Source organism: Polynucleobacter acidiphobus (assembly GCF_003065385.1).
In the GTDB taxonomy this organism is placed as follows: Bacteria; Pseudomonadota; Gammaproteobacteria; order Burkholderiales; family Burkholderiaceae; genus Polynucleobacter; species Polynucleobacter acidiphobus.
In genome coordinates this window covers 1,597,335-1,614,047 of record NZ_CP023277.1, presented here as the reverse complement: position 1 = coordinate 1,614,047, position 16,713 = coordinate 1,597,335, and the positions used below count along the sequence as shown (strand labels likewise).

The following is a 16,713-nucleotide window of genomic DNA, read 5'->3' as shown; positions in this document are numbered from 1 at the left end:
TTGGTGCTCACTATGTTCACTAGACTCAAGCGTCTAATAGCCATTTCTTTGATTTCTGTTCTATCCCTTGGTTTGGTTTCTTGTTCAAGCCCAAGCGTGCAAATGTATAGCAAAGAGGTCCCCAAATTGGATTTGGCCACTTACTTTAACGGTGAGATTGATGCCTACGGAATCTTTACCAATCGCAGTGGCGAGGTTGTTAAACGCTTTAAGGTGATTATTAAAGCTAAATGGGAAGTTAAGGATGGCAAAAAGGTTGGCATTCTAGATGAAGATTTTGTGTACTCCGATGGCACTAAGCAAAAACGCATTTGGACACTCACCGAGGTGGCCCCTGGCCGTTATAGTGGAACAGCCAGTGATGTGATTGGCGAAGCGGTAGGCGAGTTAGCGGGTAATGCGCTCAATTGGCGCTACACCTTGGCTTTGCCAGTGGACGGTAAAACCTATCACGTGCAATTTAATGATTGGATGTATCTGATGGACGATAAGGTGATGCTCAATAAGGCCGAAATGAGTAAGTTTGGTATTTATTTGGGTGAAGTTACCTTGGCTTTCTATAAGCGCTAGATTGAAGATTGTGAATTTAGCAATTACTCGGGGTACTTGGCGCAAGATCTGGAACTTTGTTTTGTTCCAGCTTGGTTGGTTTGCTTGCATCTTGGGTGCTGCTCACCATCAATTGGGTTTAGCACTTGCAATCGCACTCCTTTGCATCGGGGTTTATCTTTGGTTACATCGCAATGCCCGCAGTGAACATGAACTGCTTCTCAAAGTATTCATTTATGGCTTGATCGCTGACACGATTTTGGTCCAACTGGGTTGGATTCGGTTTGAATCGGATTTTCCATTTGCGGCAATTTCACCGGTTTGGATGTGGGCGCTATGGTTGGTCTTTGCTACCACCCTGAAAGAGTCGATGGCTTGGCTGCAAGGGAAAAATGGCTTGGCAGCGGTATTGGGCGCGATTGCCGGGCCCCTGTGCTACGAAGCGGGAGTGCGCCTTGGGGCAGCGTCTTGGCCAAACTCAGAGACACAGGTTTTTGCTCTCATCTACTTGGCTGTTATTTGGGCAATGGCGATGCCGGTATTTCTACACTTTGCTAAAGAAAAGTAATATTTATATATAAATCATATACTTATAAGTAAACAAGTACTTACTTAACCAAATATCAAGCCAATCGCACCAATAAATCAGAAATACCCACTTGCAAACAATACTGTTTTTATATACAGTAAGCGTACAGTATGAATTTCAGCAATTAAGCAAGCAAAACCGAACCGATATCTAGAAAAGGATGGCCATGGACGACAAGAAAAAATCAGCCTCATCAGAGTTTGCAGGGATGAGTGGCGAGAAGCAAAAAGCACTAACGGCTGCCTTGGCTCAAATTGAAAAACAGTTTGGTAAGGGTTCGATCATGCGTCTTGGTGACGCAGAAATTAATCAAGATATTCAGGTGGTATCAAGTGGCTCCTTAGGGCTCGATATTGCTCTTGGCGTCGGTGGTTTGGCGCGTGGGCGCGTCATTGAAATCTATGGCCCAGAGTCCTCCGGTAAAACCACATTAACCCTGCATGCTGTTGCTGAGATGCAAAAGCTCGGTGGCACCTGCGCATTTATCGATGCCGAACATGCGCTCGATGTGCAGTACGCTGCTAAGTTGGGCGTGGACGTCAACAATCTATTAATCTCTCAACCCGATACCGGTGAGCAGGCATTGGAAATTGCCGATGCGCTGGTGCGTTCAGGTTCAATTGATTTAATCGTGATCGACTCGGTCGCAGCCTTAGTTCCAAAGGCTGAGATTGAAGGCGATATGGGGGACTCATTACCGGGCCTGCAGGCACGACTGATGAGCCAAGCCTTGCGTAAATTAACAGGCACGATCAAGCGTACCAATTCCATGGTGATATTCATTAACCAAATTCGGATGAAGATTGGTGTGATGTTTGGCTCGCCAGAAACCACGACTGGTGGAAATGCCCTTAAGTTCTATGCCTCCATGCGTCTTGATATTCGTCGGATTGGTAGCATTAAAAAGGGTGATGATGTGATCGGCAACGAAACCCGTGTGAAGGTTGTCAAGAACAAGGTTTCCCCACCATTCCGTGAAGCAATCTTTGACATCATGTACGGCTCAGGCATTTCTCGCGAAGGTGAAATTATCGATATGGGCGTTGAGGCTGAGATCGTTGAAAAGTCGGGCGCTTGGTATAGCTATAACGGCGATCGTATCGGTCAGGGTAAAGATAATGTGCGCGAGTTCTTAAAAGAGAATCCTGAGATTGCGAAGGAGATCGAAGCGAAGATTCGGCAAAAGCTCGGTGTTAAGAGTGGCGGCACCCTGATTAGTGAGACCCTAGACGATGAGGAGATCGAATCCGCGAGCGCTTAATGCCAGGATCAGATCACGCTTCTAAACAAAGCCCGAGTCTCAAAGCTCGGGCTTTGCGCCTTTTATCGCGACGCGAATATAGCCGTCATGAGCTGGCGCAAAAGTTACTACGCTTATCCAGTCAGGCAGATGACAGTCCTCCTGCCGACCTTGAAGAGCAAATTACCCAAGTTTTGAATGACTTTGAGGCCCGGGGTTGGTTATCTGATGAGCGGTATGCTCAGGCCCTCGTGCGACGGCGCAGTCAGCGCTTCGGTTTGCGCCGTGTGGCTGATGAGTTGCAGCGGGCCGGAATTGAGCCCAGCATGATTTCAGAGCTAAGTCATGAGCTAAGTTCCTCCGAATTTGAGCGTGCCCAGGCCTTGTGGGCCCGTAAATTTGGTGAAATTTCCTCAGATCCAAAGGAGCGTGCTAAGCAGTACCGCTTCTTGGTTTCAAAAGGCTTTCATCCAGAGCTTGTCAGTCGACTAATTAGTGGTCGAACCCCCTCGAAATAGCCAATTTGGTGCAGTGAAAATGTTAGACTTATGGGTCTTTTGAGGGCGTATTAAGCCTTTTTTGCCTTGATTTGGGTCAATGACCCAAGGGCCCCATCAAGGAAAATAGCTTTTCACGCTGGCGTTGAAATTTAATCATTCCAGGAGCTGTTATGAAAATTCATGAGTACCAAGGCAAAGAGATTCTGCGCCAATTTAATGTACCGGTACCCAATGGTATTCCAGCGTTTAGCATAGATGAGGCAATTGAAGCCGCGAAGAAGTTAGGCGGTCCAGTTTGGGTTGTGAAAGCGCAAATTCATGCGGGCGGTCGCGGTAAAGGCGGCGGTGTGAAAGTGGCCAAGAGCATGGATGAAGTGAAGCAATACGCCAGCGCAATCTTGGGTATGCAATTAAAAACCCATCAGACCGGTCCCGAGGGACAAAAAGTACGCCGTTTATTAGTTGAGGACGGCGCTGATATTAAGAAAGAGTACTACCTCGGAATTTTGACCGACCGCGCCACCCAGAAAGTGGTCGTGATGGCCTCGAGCGAGGGCGGTATGGATATCGAAGAGGTTGCAGAAAAGACTCCTGAGAAAATTATTAAAGTATTTGTTGATCCATTAGTTGGATTAACCGATGCGCAGTGCGATCAACTCAGCAAAGGTATCGGTGTTCCTGAGGGCTCACAAGCCCAAGCTCGTGAGGTATTGAAAAATCTCTACAAAACCTATTGGGATACCGACGCATCTTTGGTGGAAATTAATCCACTCATTCTTGAGGGCAATGGAAATATCAAGGCTCTCGATGCGAAATTTAACTTTGATTCAAATGCACTGTATCGCCATCCTGAGATCGTGGCCTATCGTGATGTGGATGAAGAGGATCCTGCTGAAATTGAAGCATCTAAATTTGATCTTGCCTACATTTCCCTTGATGGCAATATTGGTTGTTTGGTTAATGGCGCAGGCTTGGCGATGGCGACGATGGACACCATCAAATTATTTGGTGGCCAGCCAGCGAACTTTTTAGATGTAGGCGGTGGCGCAACGGCAGAGAAAGTAACTGAAGCGTTCAAGATCATGCTCAAAAACAAGAGTGTGAAAGCTATTTTGGTCAATATTTTTGGCGGCATCATGCGTTGCGATGTGATTGCCGATGGCGTAGTGACTGCGTGTAAAGCAGTCAATTTATCTGTTCCTTTGGTGGTTCGGATGAAGGGGACCAACGAAGAGTTAGGCAAAAAGATTTTGGCTGACTCGGGATTACCCATCATCAGTGCTGATTCCATGGCTGAGGCGGCAACAAAAGTTGTGGCGGCTGTGCAAGGCAAGTAAGCGACCATCTAATTTGAGGAAATCACTATGTCAATCTTGATTAATAAAAATACACGCGTTATTACCCAAGGGATTACCGGCAAGACCGGCCAGTTTCATACGGAGAAGTGCCAAGAATACGCAAACGGTAAAAACTGCTTTGTGGCTGGCGTCAATCCTAAAAAAGCTGGCGAATCGATTTTTGGGATTCCGATCTTTGGAACTGTTAAAGATGCTGCCAAAGAAACCGGTGCTACGGTTTCGGTGATCTATGTTCCACCTCCAGGTGCTGCCGCAGCGATTTGGGAAGCGGTTGAGGCCGATCTAGATTTAGTCATTTGTATCACCGAAGGCATTCCAGTGCGCGACATGCTCGAAGTTCGCAACAAGATGCTGCAAAAAGAAGCCAAGGGCGGTAAGAAGACCTTATTGTTAGGCCCCAATTGCCCTGGTTTGATTACTCCTGAGGAAATCAAGATCGGCATCATGCCTGGTCATATTCATCGCAAAGGTCGCATTGGAGTTGTGAGTCGCTCTGGCACCCTAACGTATGAAGCTGTGGGACAGTTATCTGCAATTGGGCTTGGCCAGTCAACTGCAGTTGGCATTGGTGGAGATCCCATCAATGGCTTAAAGCATATTGATGTGATGAAAATGTTTAATGAAGACCCTGAGACAGACGCGGTCATTATGATCGGCGAAATTGGTGGTCCGGATGAGGTTGAGGCAGCACGTTGGTGCAAGACCAATATGAAAAAACCTGTTGTGGGATTCATTGCGGGTGTGACCGCGCCCCCAGGCAAGCGCATGGGTCATGCGGGCGCGTTGATTTCCGGTGGTGCTGATACCGCGGATGCCAAATTAGCGGTGATGGAAGAGTGTGGCTTTAAGGTCACCAAAAACCCTTCTGAGATGGCGACTTTACTAAAAGCAATGATTTAGTTTGTGAATTCAGTTGTAATGGCAGGCGATGTTGAAACGAAGTGTTTGGGTAAGTAGTTATAACTATTAGAGGAAGACATGGAATTTTTAGCAATGATTGACTGGTCGGTCGTGATTCAAATCATCATCATCGATCTTTTGTTGGGTGGTGATAATGCTGTTGTGATTGCATTGGCTTGTCGTAATTTGCATCCAAATCAGCGTAAGAAGGGCATCATTTACGGTACCGCTGGTGCGATTATTCTGCGCGTCATCTTGGTCGCGTTTGCAGTGACCTTACTACAAATCCCGTTCTTAAAACTCGTTGGTGGCGCATTACTCTTGTGGATTGGTTACAAGTTGATGGTTCAGCACGATGAGGAAGAGCACAACTTAGATGCTCCAGATAAGTTGTTTGCTGCAATTAAGACCATCATCGTTGCCGATATCGTGATGAGCTTGGATAACGTATTGGCGATTGCTGGCGCCGCAGGACAAGTTGATGATGCATCCCATCAAATTGGTTATGTCGTGTTCGGCTTGATCGTTTCTGTGCCGATCATCATCGCTGGTAGTAAGGTAGTTTTGTTCTTGATTGATCGCTTCCCATTGATTGTGACAGCGGGTGCCGGTCTTCTAGGCTGGATTGCTGGCGGCATGATGGTGACCGATCCTGCCATCGTCAAGCAGTTTGGCGAGGGTATGGCCGGATACTCCACCATTGCTGGTATCACGGGCGCAGTTGCTGTGATGGCTTTTGGTGAGTTAATGAAGCGTCGTGCTAAAAGTAAATCCAAAGCTGCGTAAGCACTGATATTAAAATCAAGGATTACTGACAACCAATAAACCCCTCTGCGATGGATTTCTGTCCGAAGATAGAGGTCCATCAAGGAGGGGATTTTTTATGCATACACATCAAGAAGTCAAAGACGATCAACGGGGATTTACATTAATTGAGGTGATGGTCGTGGTGGCCATTATCGGCATCTTAGTTGCCGTTGCTGTGCCGCAGTATCAGGATTACATTGCTCGTGGCCGAGTGGTAGAAGGACTAAATCTAGCTTCGAGTGCCAAATTGGCTGTGACCGAGGCATACGCCAGCAAAGGACCAAGCCCCATGGATCGGGTTACCCAAGAGTCTTTTTCATTTACCCCAACGCGGAGTGTGAAAGAAATTGAGATCTTGCCAAGCGGGGCAATCGCCATTGATTACCAAACATCGGTAGCGCCTGATGGCAAAAACAGTTTGATTTTGATTCCAACCAATGAGCCAGATGTTGCTTCACCCCGCGCAATTGATCTGTCACAAAGTAATTTAGTTACTTGGTCGGGTGGCTGGTCCTGCCGATCGGAACAAACTAACTTACCCGCTAAGCTCTTGCCGGCTGAGTGCCGCGTGGGTAAGTAATCGTCTAGTTGGGGCGAGCGCTTAGCTCGCCTTCCAATCCCCTGATTTGCCACCACTCTTTTCAAGTAATTTGATATCGCTCATGACCATGCCACGGTCGACGGCTTTGCACATGTCATAGATCGTGAGTAGGGCAATTTGGGTGGCGGTCAGCGCTTCCATTTCAACACCAGTGGGCCCTGTGGTCTCGGCTCTGGCTTGACAATAAATCGCGTGGCTGGATTGATCGGATCGGAACTCAATGCTTACATGGGTGAGTGCAATTGGATGGCAGAGAGGGATGAGATCAGCTGTTTTCTTGGCCGCCTGTATTCCGGCAATTCGGGCGATACCTAGGACATCCCCCTTTTTATGACCACCCGACTCAATCAGTTCATAGGTGTTAGGATTCATTTGAATACAGCCAGTCGCAATGGCTACCCGGTGGGTAGACGCTTTATCGCTAACGTCGACCATATGCGCTTGGCCACTGGAATCAAAATGCGTCAGTTTGTTCATACAAGAGGTTTTACCATATAGGCATGGGGAAGCAAGTAAAACGAATCGTTGCTTTGTGCTTAAGCGGGGTCTTAAGTGTCTCCTCCTTCGCACAGCAGCCGGGGGTATCGGTCACCCAAGACAACGCAGCCAAAGAGAACCTTGGGCGGGTGATTCAGTCACCGGAAGCACGCTCAGCCAATTTACCCTCCCGCAATACCCTGCAATCCCAACCCATCTTGGTCTTGCCGGATATGGGCGATCCTGGTGGGGACGCTCTAAGCCCTTTAGATGAGCGCAAGATTGGTGAGCAGATCATGCGTGAGATTCGTAGGGATCGGGATTTTTCAAACGATTGGCCCATCTACGATTACCTTAATTCGATGGAGCGGCGGCTGATGCAAGCGGCACGACGCTTGCAACTCGGTGGAGCGAATGCCCAAGGCAGCGCGGCGTATGACTACGAGGTATTTGCGGTGAAAGACCCATCGATTAATGCGTTTGCATTACCCGGTGGATTTATTGGTTTTCATACGGGGCTCTTAATTGCTGCGGAGACCGATTCAGAGGTTGCTTCGGTGATGGGTCATGAGATTGGTCATGTATTGCAACGTCACTTAGCGCGCTCTTTAGAGCGCCAGGGCACGAACTCCATCATTGCCTTAGCTGGCATTGTGCTTGGAGCATTGGCAGCGGCTAGTAATCCCGGTGCTGCTGCTGGCCTGATCACCGGCGGTCAGGCGCTTGCGATTCAGAATCAACTCTCGTACTCGCGGGATGCAGAACGCGAAGCCGATCGCATTGGTTTTCAGATCTTGCAAGCGAGTGGTTACGATGTGAATGGCGCACCCGCATTCTTTCAGCGATTGCAAAAGGCTTATGGAATCATGGATAGTGGTGTGCCAGGGTATTTGCGCACCCATCCCTTAACCACCGACCGAATTGCCGATATGCAAGACCGGGCGAGGACCGTTGCACAAAATCGGGTACCCAGTGCGCTCGAGTTTTATCTCATTAAAGCTAGAGCTCGCGTCGAGCAGAGTGGAAGTACCAGTGGCTTATTTGATTTGCGTAATTTATTTGAGAGTTTGAGTAAACAAGCTGCCCCCGAAAAGCAAATGGAAGGCTTCTATGGCTTAGCTTTGGTTGCTCAACGCCAGGGGCGCTTTGATCAAGCTGAAGGTTTTTTACAAAAGGCTAGGGCCGTGGCACAAAATGTCTTGGCACCCGGTTCACCTGTGCAGCGTCAGAGTTTATCGTTTGATTACACGGCATCTGAGTTAGCGCTTGCCCGAGGTAGACCTGAAGAGGCTTTGCAGTATGCCCAAAATGCGGCCAAGGCAGATCCATTCTCATTTTCTGCAGCGGTGGCGACGGTCAATGCGGAACTGCGTTTGGGTCGGGCTAATGAGGCGATTGCTCTGTTGCGAGCCAAGACTAAAGCACAGCCGAATGAGACGATCTGGTGGGATTTATTGGCGCGTGCGTATGACCAAGACAAAAAGATTGGTTTGCGGCATTACGCACTTGCGGAGAAGTTTGCCACCGAAGGGGCTTGGCCATCAGCGATTGAGCAGCTCAAAATTGCACGCTCGGCCGCCGGTAATGACTTTTATCTGGGATCAGTGATTGATGCGCGATTGCGCGTGTTTCAGAATCAATACCGCGAAGAGCAGAAAGAGCAAAAAAAGAGTTAGTGCAGCTCGTGCTGATCGCTCGGAAACTCAAAGTCATCATCGTGCGAACGACTGGCATGTAAATGGGCAATGCGCCAGCCTTTGCCGTCTTGCATGAGGACCAAGGTGATATTAATCATGAAGTCGGCTTCGATTTGCTTATTCTTAAAATAGACAGCTTCCATTGAATCAAACACTGCAGCACTCACGGTGATGTGCTCGATGCAAGCGATTGGTTCTAAATAGAGAGGCCTTGCGAGCATCCGCTCGAGCCCCGCACGAATCTCCGCATGACCGCTTAAGCGATTACCTTCTGGTAGAACACAAGTAATTGAGTCGTCATCGAGCCACAAGGCAAGGGCTCCTTCGACATCCCCTTGCCGCAGGGTCTCACGCCAGGCGTCAATCACCTCATCGGGGTTCTGAAAGAGTCGTGCAAAGCGCGGCATAAGCTATTTATTGGGCCTTTAATGGTGTAAGCATACTGTAGACGCGTTGCGAATCGATCTGATTGAGGCAATTGAGATGCCCAAGTGGGCAGGTGCGTTGATAGCAGGGGCTGCAGTCTAATCCGAGCCAGATAATTTGGGCTTTTTGGGATAAGGGCGGCGTATGCTTGGGATTGCTCGAACCAAAAATAGCAATTTGTGGAATCGAGAGAGCTGCACCAATATGCATAAGACCCGAGTCGTTGCTGATGAGGGATGTGCATTGTGCGATGAGTGCCATCGATTGGTCTAAGCGAATCGCACCGCACCAGTTGTGGATGCGATCAGATCGATTGGCAGATTGCACAATTTCTTGGCCGAGCACATGATCGGCTTGGCTGCCTAGAATAATAATTTTTGAGTCGGGGTTGCCCTCCAAAATCTGGTTTGCCAATTGCGCAAAGTGACTTGTTGGCCAGCGCTTTGCAGAGCCGTATTCGGCGCCAGGAGCAAATACATAAAGAGGCTTACCGCCGATCTGATCGATCTTGTTAGCTGCCCATTGGGCAAGAGTTGGATCAATACTTAATTTTGGGAATGGCAGATTTTGAAGATTGCTTGCTTGATCTAGCGCGCCACCCAATAATTTTGCATAGTGCTCCATCATGGGCGTACGCGCATGGCGTGATGGATTGGGCAGCGAAACATTGATCAAGCCAAAGCGAAACTCACCTTGGTAGCCAATCCGTTTTGGGATGCCTGCAAGCCATGGAATAAGTGCTGACTTCATGCTGTTTGGCAAAACAAATGCTATGTCATAACCTTGATTCTTTAGTTCGCGCGCGGTCGATCGTCGTAAGCTCCACTGCAGGGCGCCGTGCTGAAAATCACGCTCAATGATTGTTTTAACTGCAGGACAGGCGCGATAGATAGGGCCTACCCATGGGGTGCACAGGACATCGATGCTGCAATTGGGAAACTTGGTATGAATGAGGGTGATGAGCGGCAAGGACATAACCGCATCCCCAATCCAATGTGGGGCGATAACGAGGATGCGTGGCATAGCGTAGCCCCGTTTCGGGCCAATATCAGTGGCCGTGGGGTTCGGTGCCAGTAATCAAGTGGTATTCAGTGCCGCAATAGGGGCATTTCACCTGACCGGTAGCCAAAATATCCAGAAAAACACGTGGGTGATAGTTCCAGGCGGGAGTATCTTTGGTTGGACAATGCAGCGGCAAGTCATTGCCGTGAACCATGACCGCATTCAGTTCGTTTAAATCACTCATAGCAATCTAAATTTGACAGTGGTTAACCAAGCACGATAACGATCGTTACGACCATATACCGTATCGAAAAAGACATCCTGAATTTGTTTGGTAATCGGACCACGTTTGCCATCGCCAATGGTTCGATCATCCAGCTCACGAATTGGGGTTACCTCAGCTGCGGTGCCGGTAAAGAAGGCTTCATCGGCCGAGTACACCTCATCACGGGTGATGCGTTTTTCTCGAACCTCAAATCCTAGGTCTTTGGCAATGCGGATGATCGAGTCTCGGGTAATGCCATCAAGACAGGACGCGAGATCAGGGGTGAAGACGATGCCATTGCGTACCATGAACATGTTCTCGCCTGAACCCTCAGAGACATAGCCTTCGGTATCCAATAGGAGGGCCTCATCGTAGCCATTAGCGGCCACTTCTTGATGTGCCAAGATGGAATTAATGTAGTAACCAGAGGCTTTTGCGCGAACTAAGGAAGAGTTCACGAAGTGACGGGTAAAGGATGAGGTTTTGACCCGAATCCCTTTGTTAATGCCATCTTCGCCAAGGTAGGCACCCCATTGCCAGGCTGCAATAGCCGTATGCACTTTATTGCCCGTTGGCGAAATACCCAATTTTTCTGAGCCAATAAAAATAATGGGGCGGATATAGCACGAGGCCAGTTTGTTATCGCGCACGACTTGAAGAATGGCTTGGGCGATTTGCTCTTCGGTGTACTCGATTTTCATCTGAAAAATCTTTAGGCCATTAAAGAGGCGCTTGACATGTTCGGCCAAGCGAAACACCGCCGTGCCATTTTCGGTCTTGTAGGCACGAATGCCCTCAAAGATACCCATCCCGTAGTGAAGGCTATGCGTTAGCACATGAATATTGGCATCCCGCCAGGGGACCATCTTGCCATCGAACCAAATAACTCCATCGCGGTCAGACATCGACATCATTAGCACCTTTATGTTGTGGCGGGCTTGCAGATTGTTTATGCAATTTAGCCCTAGAAGCTTATTGTAGAGCAGAGGAATCGCTTGGTCTGCCGCCTAATTGGCCGGGCTTTCTATAATCAGCCCATCTATGGATTTCGCTCGCCTGACTGCTAAATTACCTTACTCGGGCTGGAACCAGCAACAGCAATCCGCTTGGCGTGATGGGCTGAAAACCATGTCACGCTCGGCTCTTGCTATCTTTAGCTGGGGCGCGGTGACCGGGTTAGCGATGGGTAAATCGGCCCTGACAACCGAGCAGGCGCTGGGGATGACTTTATTCGTCTTTGCGGGCTCCGCTCAGCTTGCCGCACTTCCGCTGATTGGGGCAGGATTTTCAGTCTTTACGATTCTGATCACCGCATTCATCGTGAACTTGCGTTTTGTGATTTTTAGCATTGGCGTGCAAGCTCACTTTTCTCATTTACCCGCTTGGCGCAGAGCCATCTTGGGGTATTTCACAGCGGATTTTGGGTACTTGATGTACACCAGCCGTTTTCCCGAGGTGCAAGCGGTGTCCGAGCGGAAGAACGATTCGTATTACCGCACTTACTTCATGTATGGGCTTGCCACTGGCAATTGGGGCATTTGGCAGGTTGGTTCGATTCTAGGCATCCTAGGGGCAAGTCAAATTCCGGATGATTGGGGGATGGAGTTTGCCGGGACCTTGGCCTTAATTGCGGTGATTGTCCCGATGCTGGATCATCGAGCAGCCCGTTGGGCAGCAATTGTTGCCGCGATTGTTGCTATCTTGACCTATAGCTTGCCGCTCAAGCTGAATTTGACGGTTGCCATTTTGGCAGCCATCATAGTTGGAATCTTGGCCGACCGCTCACCCAAGGCAATGCGATGAGGCCAGACTCCTTAGGCTCTTTTGAGATTGCCTTACTGATTGGGGGGATGGCCCTCGTGACCCTTTTAACCCGGGCTTTCTTTGTGTTCTTGGGCGCACGGGTTCAGGTGCCCGAGTTGGTTCTGCGAGCGATTCGCTATGCACCCTTAGCGGCGATTGTGGGCATCGTGGCACCTGAGCTGATTTTGCCCCCTGGAGCAGCTGAAATTAGTCAAATGGACTGGAAATCCCCCAATCTTTGGGGTGGATTAGCAGGTTTTTTGGCCTACTTCTGGACTCGTCAGATGCTGCCAACCCTTATTTTAGGTATGACGGTGTTTAGTTTGGTGCGTTACTGGCTCTAAAATGGAACTCCCACTTCAAATACTCTAATTTCTCCAAAATTAATCGTCTATGTCCACCACTTTGCTTCATGTAAAGCGCCTTAGCGATCTCGCAGCATCTGGTCAGCTCAGAGGTAAACGGGTATTTATCCGTGCTGATTTGAACGTCCCTCAAGATGAGGCTGGCAACATTACCGAAGATACGCGGATTCGGGCATCGATCCCGGCGATTCAGATGTGTTTGGATGGCGGAGCAGCGGTGATGGTGACCTCTCATTTGGGTCGGCCTAGCGAAGGAGTGTTTAAGGCGGAAGATAGTTTGGCACCAATTGCCCATCGCATTGCGGAGATCTTAAATCGTAAGGTTCCATTAATTAGCAATTGGGTTGACGGTGGTTTTGAACTGAACCCAGGCGATCTGGTTCTTTTGGAAAACTGTCGGGTCAATGTGGGTGAGAAAAAGAATACGGATGAATTAGCCAAAAAAATGGCTGCCTTATGCGATGTCTACGTCAATGATGCATTTGGCACGGCGCATCGCGCTGAAGCCACAACGCATGGTATTGCCCGGTTTGCTAAGGTCGCGTGTGCTGGCCCTCTAATGGCTGCTGAGCTCGATGCTTTGAGTCGAGCATTAGCAGAACCCAGAAGGCCGCTGGTTGCCATTGTGGCGGGTTCTAAGGTATCAACTAAATTGACCATTCTGAAGTCGCTCGCCGAGAAAGTTGATGAATTAATTGTTGGTGGCGGGATTGCCAACACCTTTTTATTGGCTAAAGGTATCAATATTGGTAAGTCGCTGGCTGAGCCAGATTTGGTGAATGAAGCTAAAGAAATTATTGCGCTCATGGAAAAGCGTGGGGCACGCGTGCCAATTCCTGAGGACGTGGTGGTTGCCAATGAGTTATCGCCTTTAGCCAGAGCCAATCGGGTGCCTGTCGACGAAGTGGCGCCAGACGACATGATTTTGGATGTTGGTCCCAAAACAGCCGCACAACTATCGATGATGTTGGCGCATGCCGGCACGATTGTTTGGAATGGCCCTTTAGGCGTATTTGAAATCGATCAGTTTGGAGGCGGCACCAAAATGATTGCAGCAGCCATTGCCCACTCACCAGCATTCTCGATTGCTGGTGGTGGGGATACCTTGGCCGCCATTGCAAAGTACGGCATCGAGAATCAAGTGGACTACATTTCAACCGGAGGCGGGGCGTTCTTGGAGTTTCTTGAGGGCAAAACCCTACCTGCATTTGCCGTGCTTGCAGAGCGCGCGAAGGAGTAATCATGCAACGAGCTACCAAAATTATTGCCACGCTGGGGCCTGCGTCCGAGAAGCCCGAGGTCTTGCGTGACATGATTCGTGCGGGACTCAATGTGGTTCGTCTTAATTTTTCACATGGAACCGTTGCTGATCATCAGGCACGTTATGACCTGGTGCGTCAGATATCGAAAGAGCTTGATCGTGAAGTGGGCATCATGGCTGATTTGCAGGGCCCGAAGATTCGGGTGGGTAAGTTTGCCAATGGAAAAGTCATTCTTCAAGAGGGTGCTCGCTTCATTTTGGACGTCAACTGTGAGCTTGGTAATGAAGAGCGGGTGGGACTGGATTACAAAAATTTACCCAACGATGTAGAGGCGGGTGATCGACTTTTACTCAATGACGGTTTGATTGTCTTAGTAGTCGACCAAGTCAAGGGTGGAGAAATTTACACCCGGGTAGAGAGCGGCGGCCCTTTATCGAATAACAAAGGCATTAATCGTGCTGGCGGCGGCTTAACAGCACCCGCTCTCACCGAGAAAGATATTGCTGATTTAGATGCTGCGATTTCCATGGGGATTGATTTCTTAGCGATTAGCTTTCCCAAGGATGGGGCCGATATGGCTTATGCCCGCAAGTTAGCCGATGCTGCCAGTGCGAAGCATGGCAAGGGCAAAGCCCGCCTGATTGCAAAAGTCGAACGTGCCGAGGCGATCGTTACCGAAGCCCTGCAAAGCATTATTGATGAGAGCGACGGCATCATGGTGGCGCGTGGTGATTTGGCAATTGAAGTTGGTAATCCGGCAGTACCTGCATTGCAAAAGCGCATGATTCGAATGGCCTTGGATGCCAATAAATTTACGATCACTGCGACCCAAATGATGGAGTCGATGATTAGTGCCCCAGTACCCACTCGCGCTGAGGTGAGCGATGTAGCGAATGCGGTATTGGATGGCACCGATGCGGTGATGCTCTCAGCAGAATCAGCCACCGGCCAGTTCCCAGTGAAGACCATTGAGCAGATGGCTGCTATTTGCATCGAAGCAGAAAAATCCGAAGTGGTTCACTTGGACACAGACTTCTTGGACCAGCGCTTTGAACGGATTGATCAAGCGATCGCACTTGGTGCACTCTTTACAGCTCATCATCTCAACGCCACAGCAATTGCGGCTTTGACTGACTCTGGCTCAACGCCGATTTGGATGAGTCGACATAACATTCGAGTGCCCATATTCGCACTGACTAGTCGCGTGGAAACCCAGCGCGCCTTAAGCACGTATCGCAATGTCAGGCCTTTTAGTATTGGCAAAGGAGCTGATCGTGAAGTCGCTTTGCTGCAGGTTGAAGAGCGTTTAAAGAAGTTAGGGGTTGTGAAATCAGGTGACACGATTGTTTTAACGATCGGTGAGCCAATGGATCAGCCTGGCGGCACCAATACCTTGAAAATTATTAAAGTTCGTTAATCATGAATGCATTACACACCACTTCAATTTCCTCGCTGCCATTAGTCTCGCGAGGTAAGGTGCGCGATGTTTATGCGATCGATCAGGATCATTTATTAATGATTACGAGTGATCGTATCTCCGCCTTCGATGTGGTGATGCAGGAAGCCATTCCTGAGAAAGGTGTTGTACTCAATCAAATGAGTAATTTTTGGTTTTCTCATTTGGCCCATGTCATCCCCAATCACTTGACCGGTGTTGATCCTGCGACCGTAGTTGACCCATCTGAGATTGATCAAGTGCGTGGTCGGGCTGTAGTTGCCAAGCGCTTGACGCCAATCTTAGTTGAGGCGGTTGTCAGGGGGTATTTAGCGGGTAGTGGCTGGAAAGACTATCAAGAGACCGGTTCTGTTTGTGAAATTGCCTTGCCCAAGGGAATGCAAAATGCGCAAGTACTACCAGAGCCTATTTTTACTCCTGCTGCCAAAGCAGAGATGGGGCATCACGATGAAAATATTTCTTATGCCGAGGTTGAACGTCGCATTGGAAGTGAGTTAGCCAAAAAGATTAAGGACACCAGTATTCGTTTGTATACCGAAGCGGCAGACTACGCGCGTCGGCGCGGAATCATCATTGCCGATACAAAATTTGAGTTTGGTTTGGATGCTAAAGGACAGCTAGTTTTAATGGATGAGATCCTAACGGCTGACTCTTCACGGTTTTGGCCTGCTGACACCTATCGAGTCGGATCCAATCCACCCTCGTTTGATAAGCAATTTTTACGTGATTGGCTCGAGTCCGTCAGGATTGAAGGCCAACCTTGGAATAAGGCGGCACCCGCTCCTCATTTGCCCGATGAGATTATTCAGAAAACTGCCGAAAAATACCGTGAAGCCTGGCAGCGCCTAACCCAGTAATGGGTGCCTAGACCCCCATAAAGACTGCGATAATACAACTTTGAGATTCTTGGAGTTTTCATGACGAGTCCGGTCATCGTAGGCGTAGTAATGGGATCCAATTCCGATTGGGATACGATGCAGCATGCAGTTCAGATGCTTGAGCATTTTGGGATTGCCTATGAAAAACAAGTGCTGTCTGCCCATCGCATGCCCGACGAAATGTTCGCCTACGCTGAATCTGCGCAGGCGCGGGGCTTGAGAGCCATCATTGCTGGAGCAGGCGGCGCAGCTCATTTGCCCGGAATGCTGGCATCCAAAACGATTGTGCCGGTGTGGGGCGTGCCTGTTCCCAGCAAGTATTTGCGAGGAGAGGATTCTTTGTATTCAATCGCGCAGATGCCTAAAGGCATTCCAGTAGCAACCTTTGCGATTGGCGAGGCAGGTGCAGCAAATGCAGCTTTGCATATCGTCGGCATGTTGGCGCATTCAGATCCGGAGCTGGCTAAAAAATTGCACGCGTTTCGTGCGGAGCAAACCCAAGCTGCCCGCGCAATGAAGTTGCCTTAAGTTGCCCAAT

Annotated in this window: 20 protein-coding genes; 15 read left to right on the top strand and 5 right to left on the bottom strand. The window is 49.2% G+C overall.

Going from position 1 to position 16,713, the window contains the following annotated elements; genetic code table 11:
- The first annotated feature begins 12 nt into the window (after nucleotides 1-12).
- The 8 genes from AOC32_RS08425 (at nucleotide 13) to AOC32_RS08390 (ending at nucleotide 6,523) form a co-directional block, all read left to right on the top strand.
- Nucleotides 13-570 (top strand): DUF3833 domain-containing protein, encoded by a 558-nt coding sequence (locus AOC32_RS08425; protein ID WP_108509032.1) that lies wholly within the window; start codon nucleotides 13-15, stop codon nucleotides 568-570.
- A 10-nt stretch (nucleotides 571-580) separates the two neighbouring features.
- Entirely contained in the window at nucleotides 581-1,117 is a 537-nt protein-coding gene (locus AOC32_RS08420) for a DUF2878 domain-containing protein (RefSeq protein WP_234409849.1), read from the top strand.
- Between the two features lie 187 nt (nucleotides 1,118-1,304).
- A complete protein-coding gene (gene recA, locus AOC32_RS08415; protein ID WP_234409737.1) occupies nucleotides 1,305-2,399 on the top strand; it encodes a recombinase RecA in 1,095 nt (364 codons plus the stop codon).
- On the top strand, nucleotides 2,399-2,896 hold the full coding sequence (gene recX, locus AOC32_RS08410; protein ID WP_108509029.1) for a recombination regulator RecX: 498 nt from the start codon (nucleotides 2,399-2,401) through the stop codon (nucleotides 2,894-2,896). The genes recA and recX overlap by 1 nt, the downstream gene beginning before the upstream one ends.
- A 152-nt stretch (nucleotides 2,897-3,048) precedes the next feature.
- Entirely contained in the window at nucleotides 3,049-4,215 is a 1,167-nt protein-coding gene (sucC, locus tag AOC32_RS08405) for an ADP-forming succinate--CoA ligase subunit beta (protein WP_108509028.1), read from the top strand.
- A 27-nt stretch (nucleotides 4,216-4,242) separates the two neighbouring features.
- Entirely contained in the window at nucleotides 4,243-5,136 is an 894-nt protein-coding gene (gene sucD, locus AOC32_RS08400; protein WP_108509027.1) for a succinate--CoA ligase subunit alpha, read from the top strand.
- Nucleotides 5,137-5,214: 78 nt separating this feature from the next.
- Entirely contained in the window at nucleotides 5,215-5,922 is a 708-nt protein-coding gene (locus AOC32_RS08395) for a TerC family protein (protein WP_108509026.1), read from the top strand.
- Nucleotides 5,923-6,019: 97 nt separating this feature from the next.
- Complete coding sequence (locus tag AOC32_RS08390; protein WP_108509025.1) at nucleotides 6,020-6,523, top strand: pilin; 504 nt, start codon at nucleotides 6,020-6,022, stop codon at nucleotides 6,521-6,523.
- Between the two features lie 21 nt (nucleotides 6,524-6,544).
- Here AOC32_RS08390 and moaC read toward each other — a convergent pair whose 3' ends face one another.
- Nucleotides 6,545-7,021, bottom strand: a complete 477-nt coding sequence (moaC, locus tag AOC32_RS08385) for a cyclic pyranopterin monophosphate synthase MoaC (protein WP_108509024.1) — start codon at nucleotides 7,019-7,021, stop codon at nucleotides 6,545-6,547.
- 23 nt (nucleotides 7,022-7,044) lie between these two features.
- On the opposite strand from moaC, the gene AOC32_RS08380 reads away from it, so the two are divergent.
- Nucleotides 7,045-8,697, top strand: a complete 1,653-nt coding sequence (locus AOC32_RS08380) for a M48 family metalloprotease (protein WP_108509023.1) — start codon at nucleotides 7,045-7,047, stop codon at nucleotides 8,695-8,697.
- Here the strand turns inward: AOC32_RS08380 and AOC32_RS08375 are convergent.
- The 4 genes from AOC32_RS08375 to AOC32_RS08360 are packed head-to-tail and all read right to left on the bottom strand — an operon-like array spanning nucleotide 8,694 to nucleotide 11,322.
- Nucleotides 8,694-9,125 (bottom strand): nuclear transport factor 2 family protein, encoded by a 432-nt coding sequence (locus AOC32_RS08375; RefSeq protein ID WP_108509022.1) that lies wholly within the window; start codon nucleotides 9,123-9,125, stop codon nucleotides 8,694-8,696. The genes AOC32_RS08380 and AOC32_RS08375 overlap by 4 nt on opposite strands.
- A gap of 7 nt (nucleotides 9,126-9,132) precedes the next feature.
- Nucleotides 9,133-10,167 (bottom strand): lipopolysaccharide heptosyltransferase II, encoded by a 1,035-nt coding sequence (gene waaF / locus AOC32_RS08370; protein ID WP_108509021.1) that lies wholly within the window; start codon nucleotides 10,165-10,167, stop codon nucleotides 9,133-9,135.
- Between the two features lie 25 nt (nucleotides 10,168-10,192).
- Complete coding sequence (locus tag AOC32_RS08365; RefSeq protein WP_108509020.1) at nucleotides 10,193-10,390, bottom strand: zinc-finger domain-containing protein; 198 nt, start codon at nucleotides 10,388-10,390, stop codon at nucleotides 10,193-10,195.
- Nucleotides 10,387-11,322: a branched-chain amino acid transaminase gene (locus AOC32_RS08360; protein WP_108509019.1), complete on the bottom strand. Its 936-nt coding sequence runs from the start codon at nucleotides 11,320-11,322 to the stop codon at nucleotides 10,387-10,389. Before AOC32_RS08360 ends, AOC32_RS08365 begins: the two co-directional genes overlap by 4 nt.
- Before the next feature lie 130 nt (nucleotides 11,323-11,452).
- On the opposite strand from AOC32_RS08360, the gene AOC32_RS08355 reads away from it, so the two are divergent.
- Genes AOC32_RS08355 through purE form a run of 6 tightly spaced genes read left to right on the top strand, consistent with a single transcriptional unit; the run spans nucleotide 11,453 to nucleotide 16,703 of the window.
- Nucleotides 11,453-12,214: an AzlC family ABC transporter permease gene (locus AOC32_RS08355; RefSeq protein WP_108509018.1), complete on the top strand. Its 762-nt coding sequence runs from the start codon at nucleotides 11,453-11,455 to the stop codon at nucleotides 12,212-12,214.
- Entirely contained in the window at nucleotides 12,211-12,558 is a 348-nt protein-coding gene (locus AOC32_RS08350; RefSeq protein WP_108509017.1) for an AzlD domain-containing protein, read from the top strand. Before AOC32_RS08355 ends, AOC32_RS08350 begins: the two co-directional genes overlap by 4 nt.
- A 49-nt stretch (nucleotides 12,559-12,607) precedes the next feature.
- Nucleotides 12,608-13,819 (top strand): phosphoglycerate kinase, encoded by a 1,212-nt coding sequence (locus AOC32_RS08345; RefSeq protein WP_199908502.1) that lies wholly within the window; start codon nucleotides 12,608-12,610, stop codon nucleotides 13,817-13,819.
- Between the two features lie 2 nt (nucleotides 13,820-13,821).
- Entirely contained in the window at nucleotides 13,822-15,258 is a 1,437-nt protein-coding gene (pyk, locus tag AOC32_RS08340) for a pyruvate kinase (RefSeq protein ID WP_108509016.1), read from the top strand.
- A gap of 2 nt (nucleotides 15,259-15,260) precedes the next feature.
- Entirely contained in the window at nucleotides 15,261-16,154 is an 894-nt protein-coding gene (locus AOC32_RS08335) for a phosphoribosylaminoimidazolesuccinocarboxamide synthase (RefSeq protein WP_407675542.1), read from the top strand.
- A gap of 60 nt (nucleotides 16,155-16,214) precedes the next feature.
- The gene (purE, locus tag AOC32_RS08330) at nucleotides 16,215-16,703 is read left to right on the top strand and encodes a 5-(carboxyamino)imidazole ribonucleotide mutase (RefSeq protein ID WP_108509014.1); all 489 of its coding nucleotides are present in this window, start codon (nucleotides 16,215-16,217) and stop codon (nucleotides 16,701-16,703) included.
- Nucleotides 16,704-16,713: the final 10 nt, after the last annotated feature.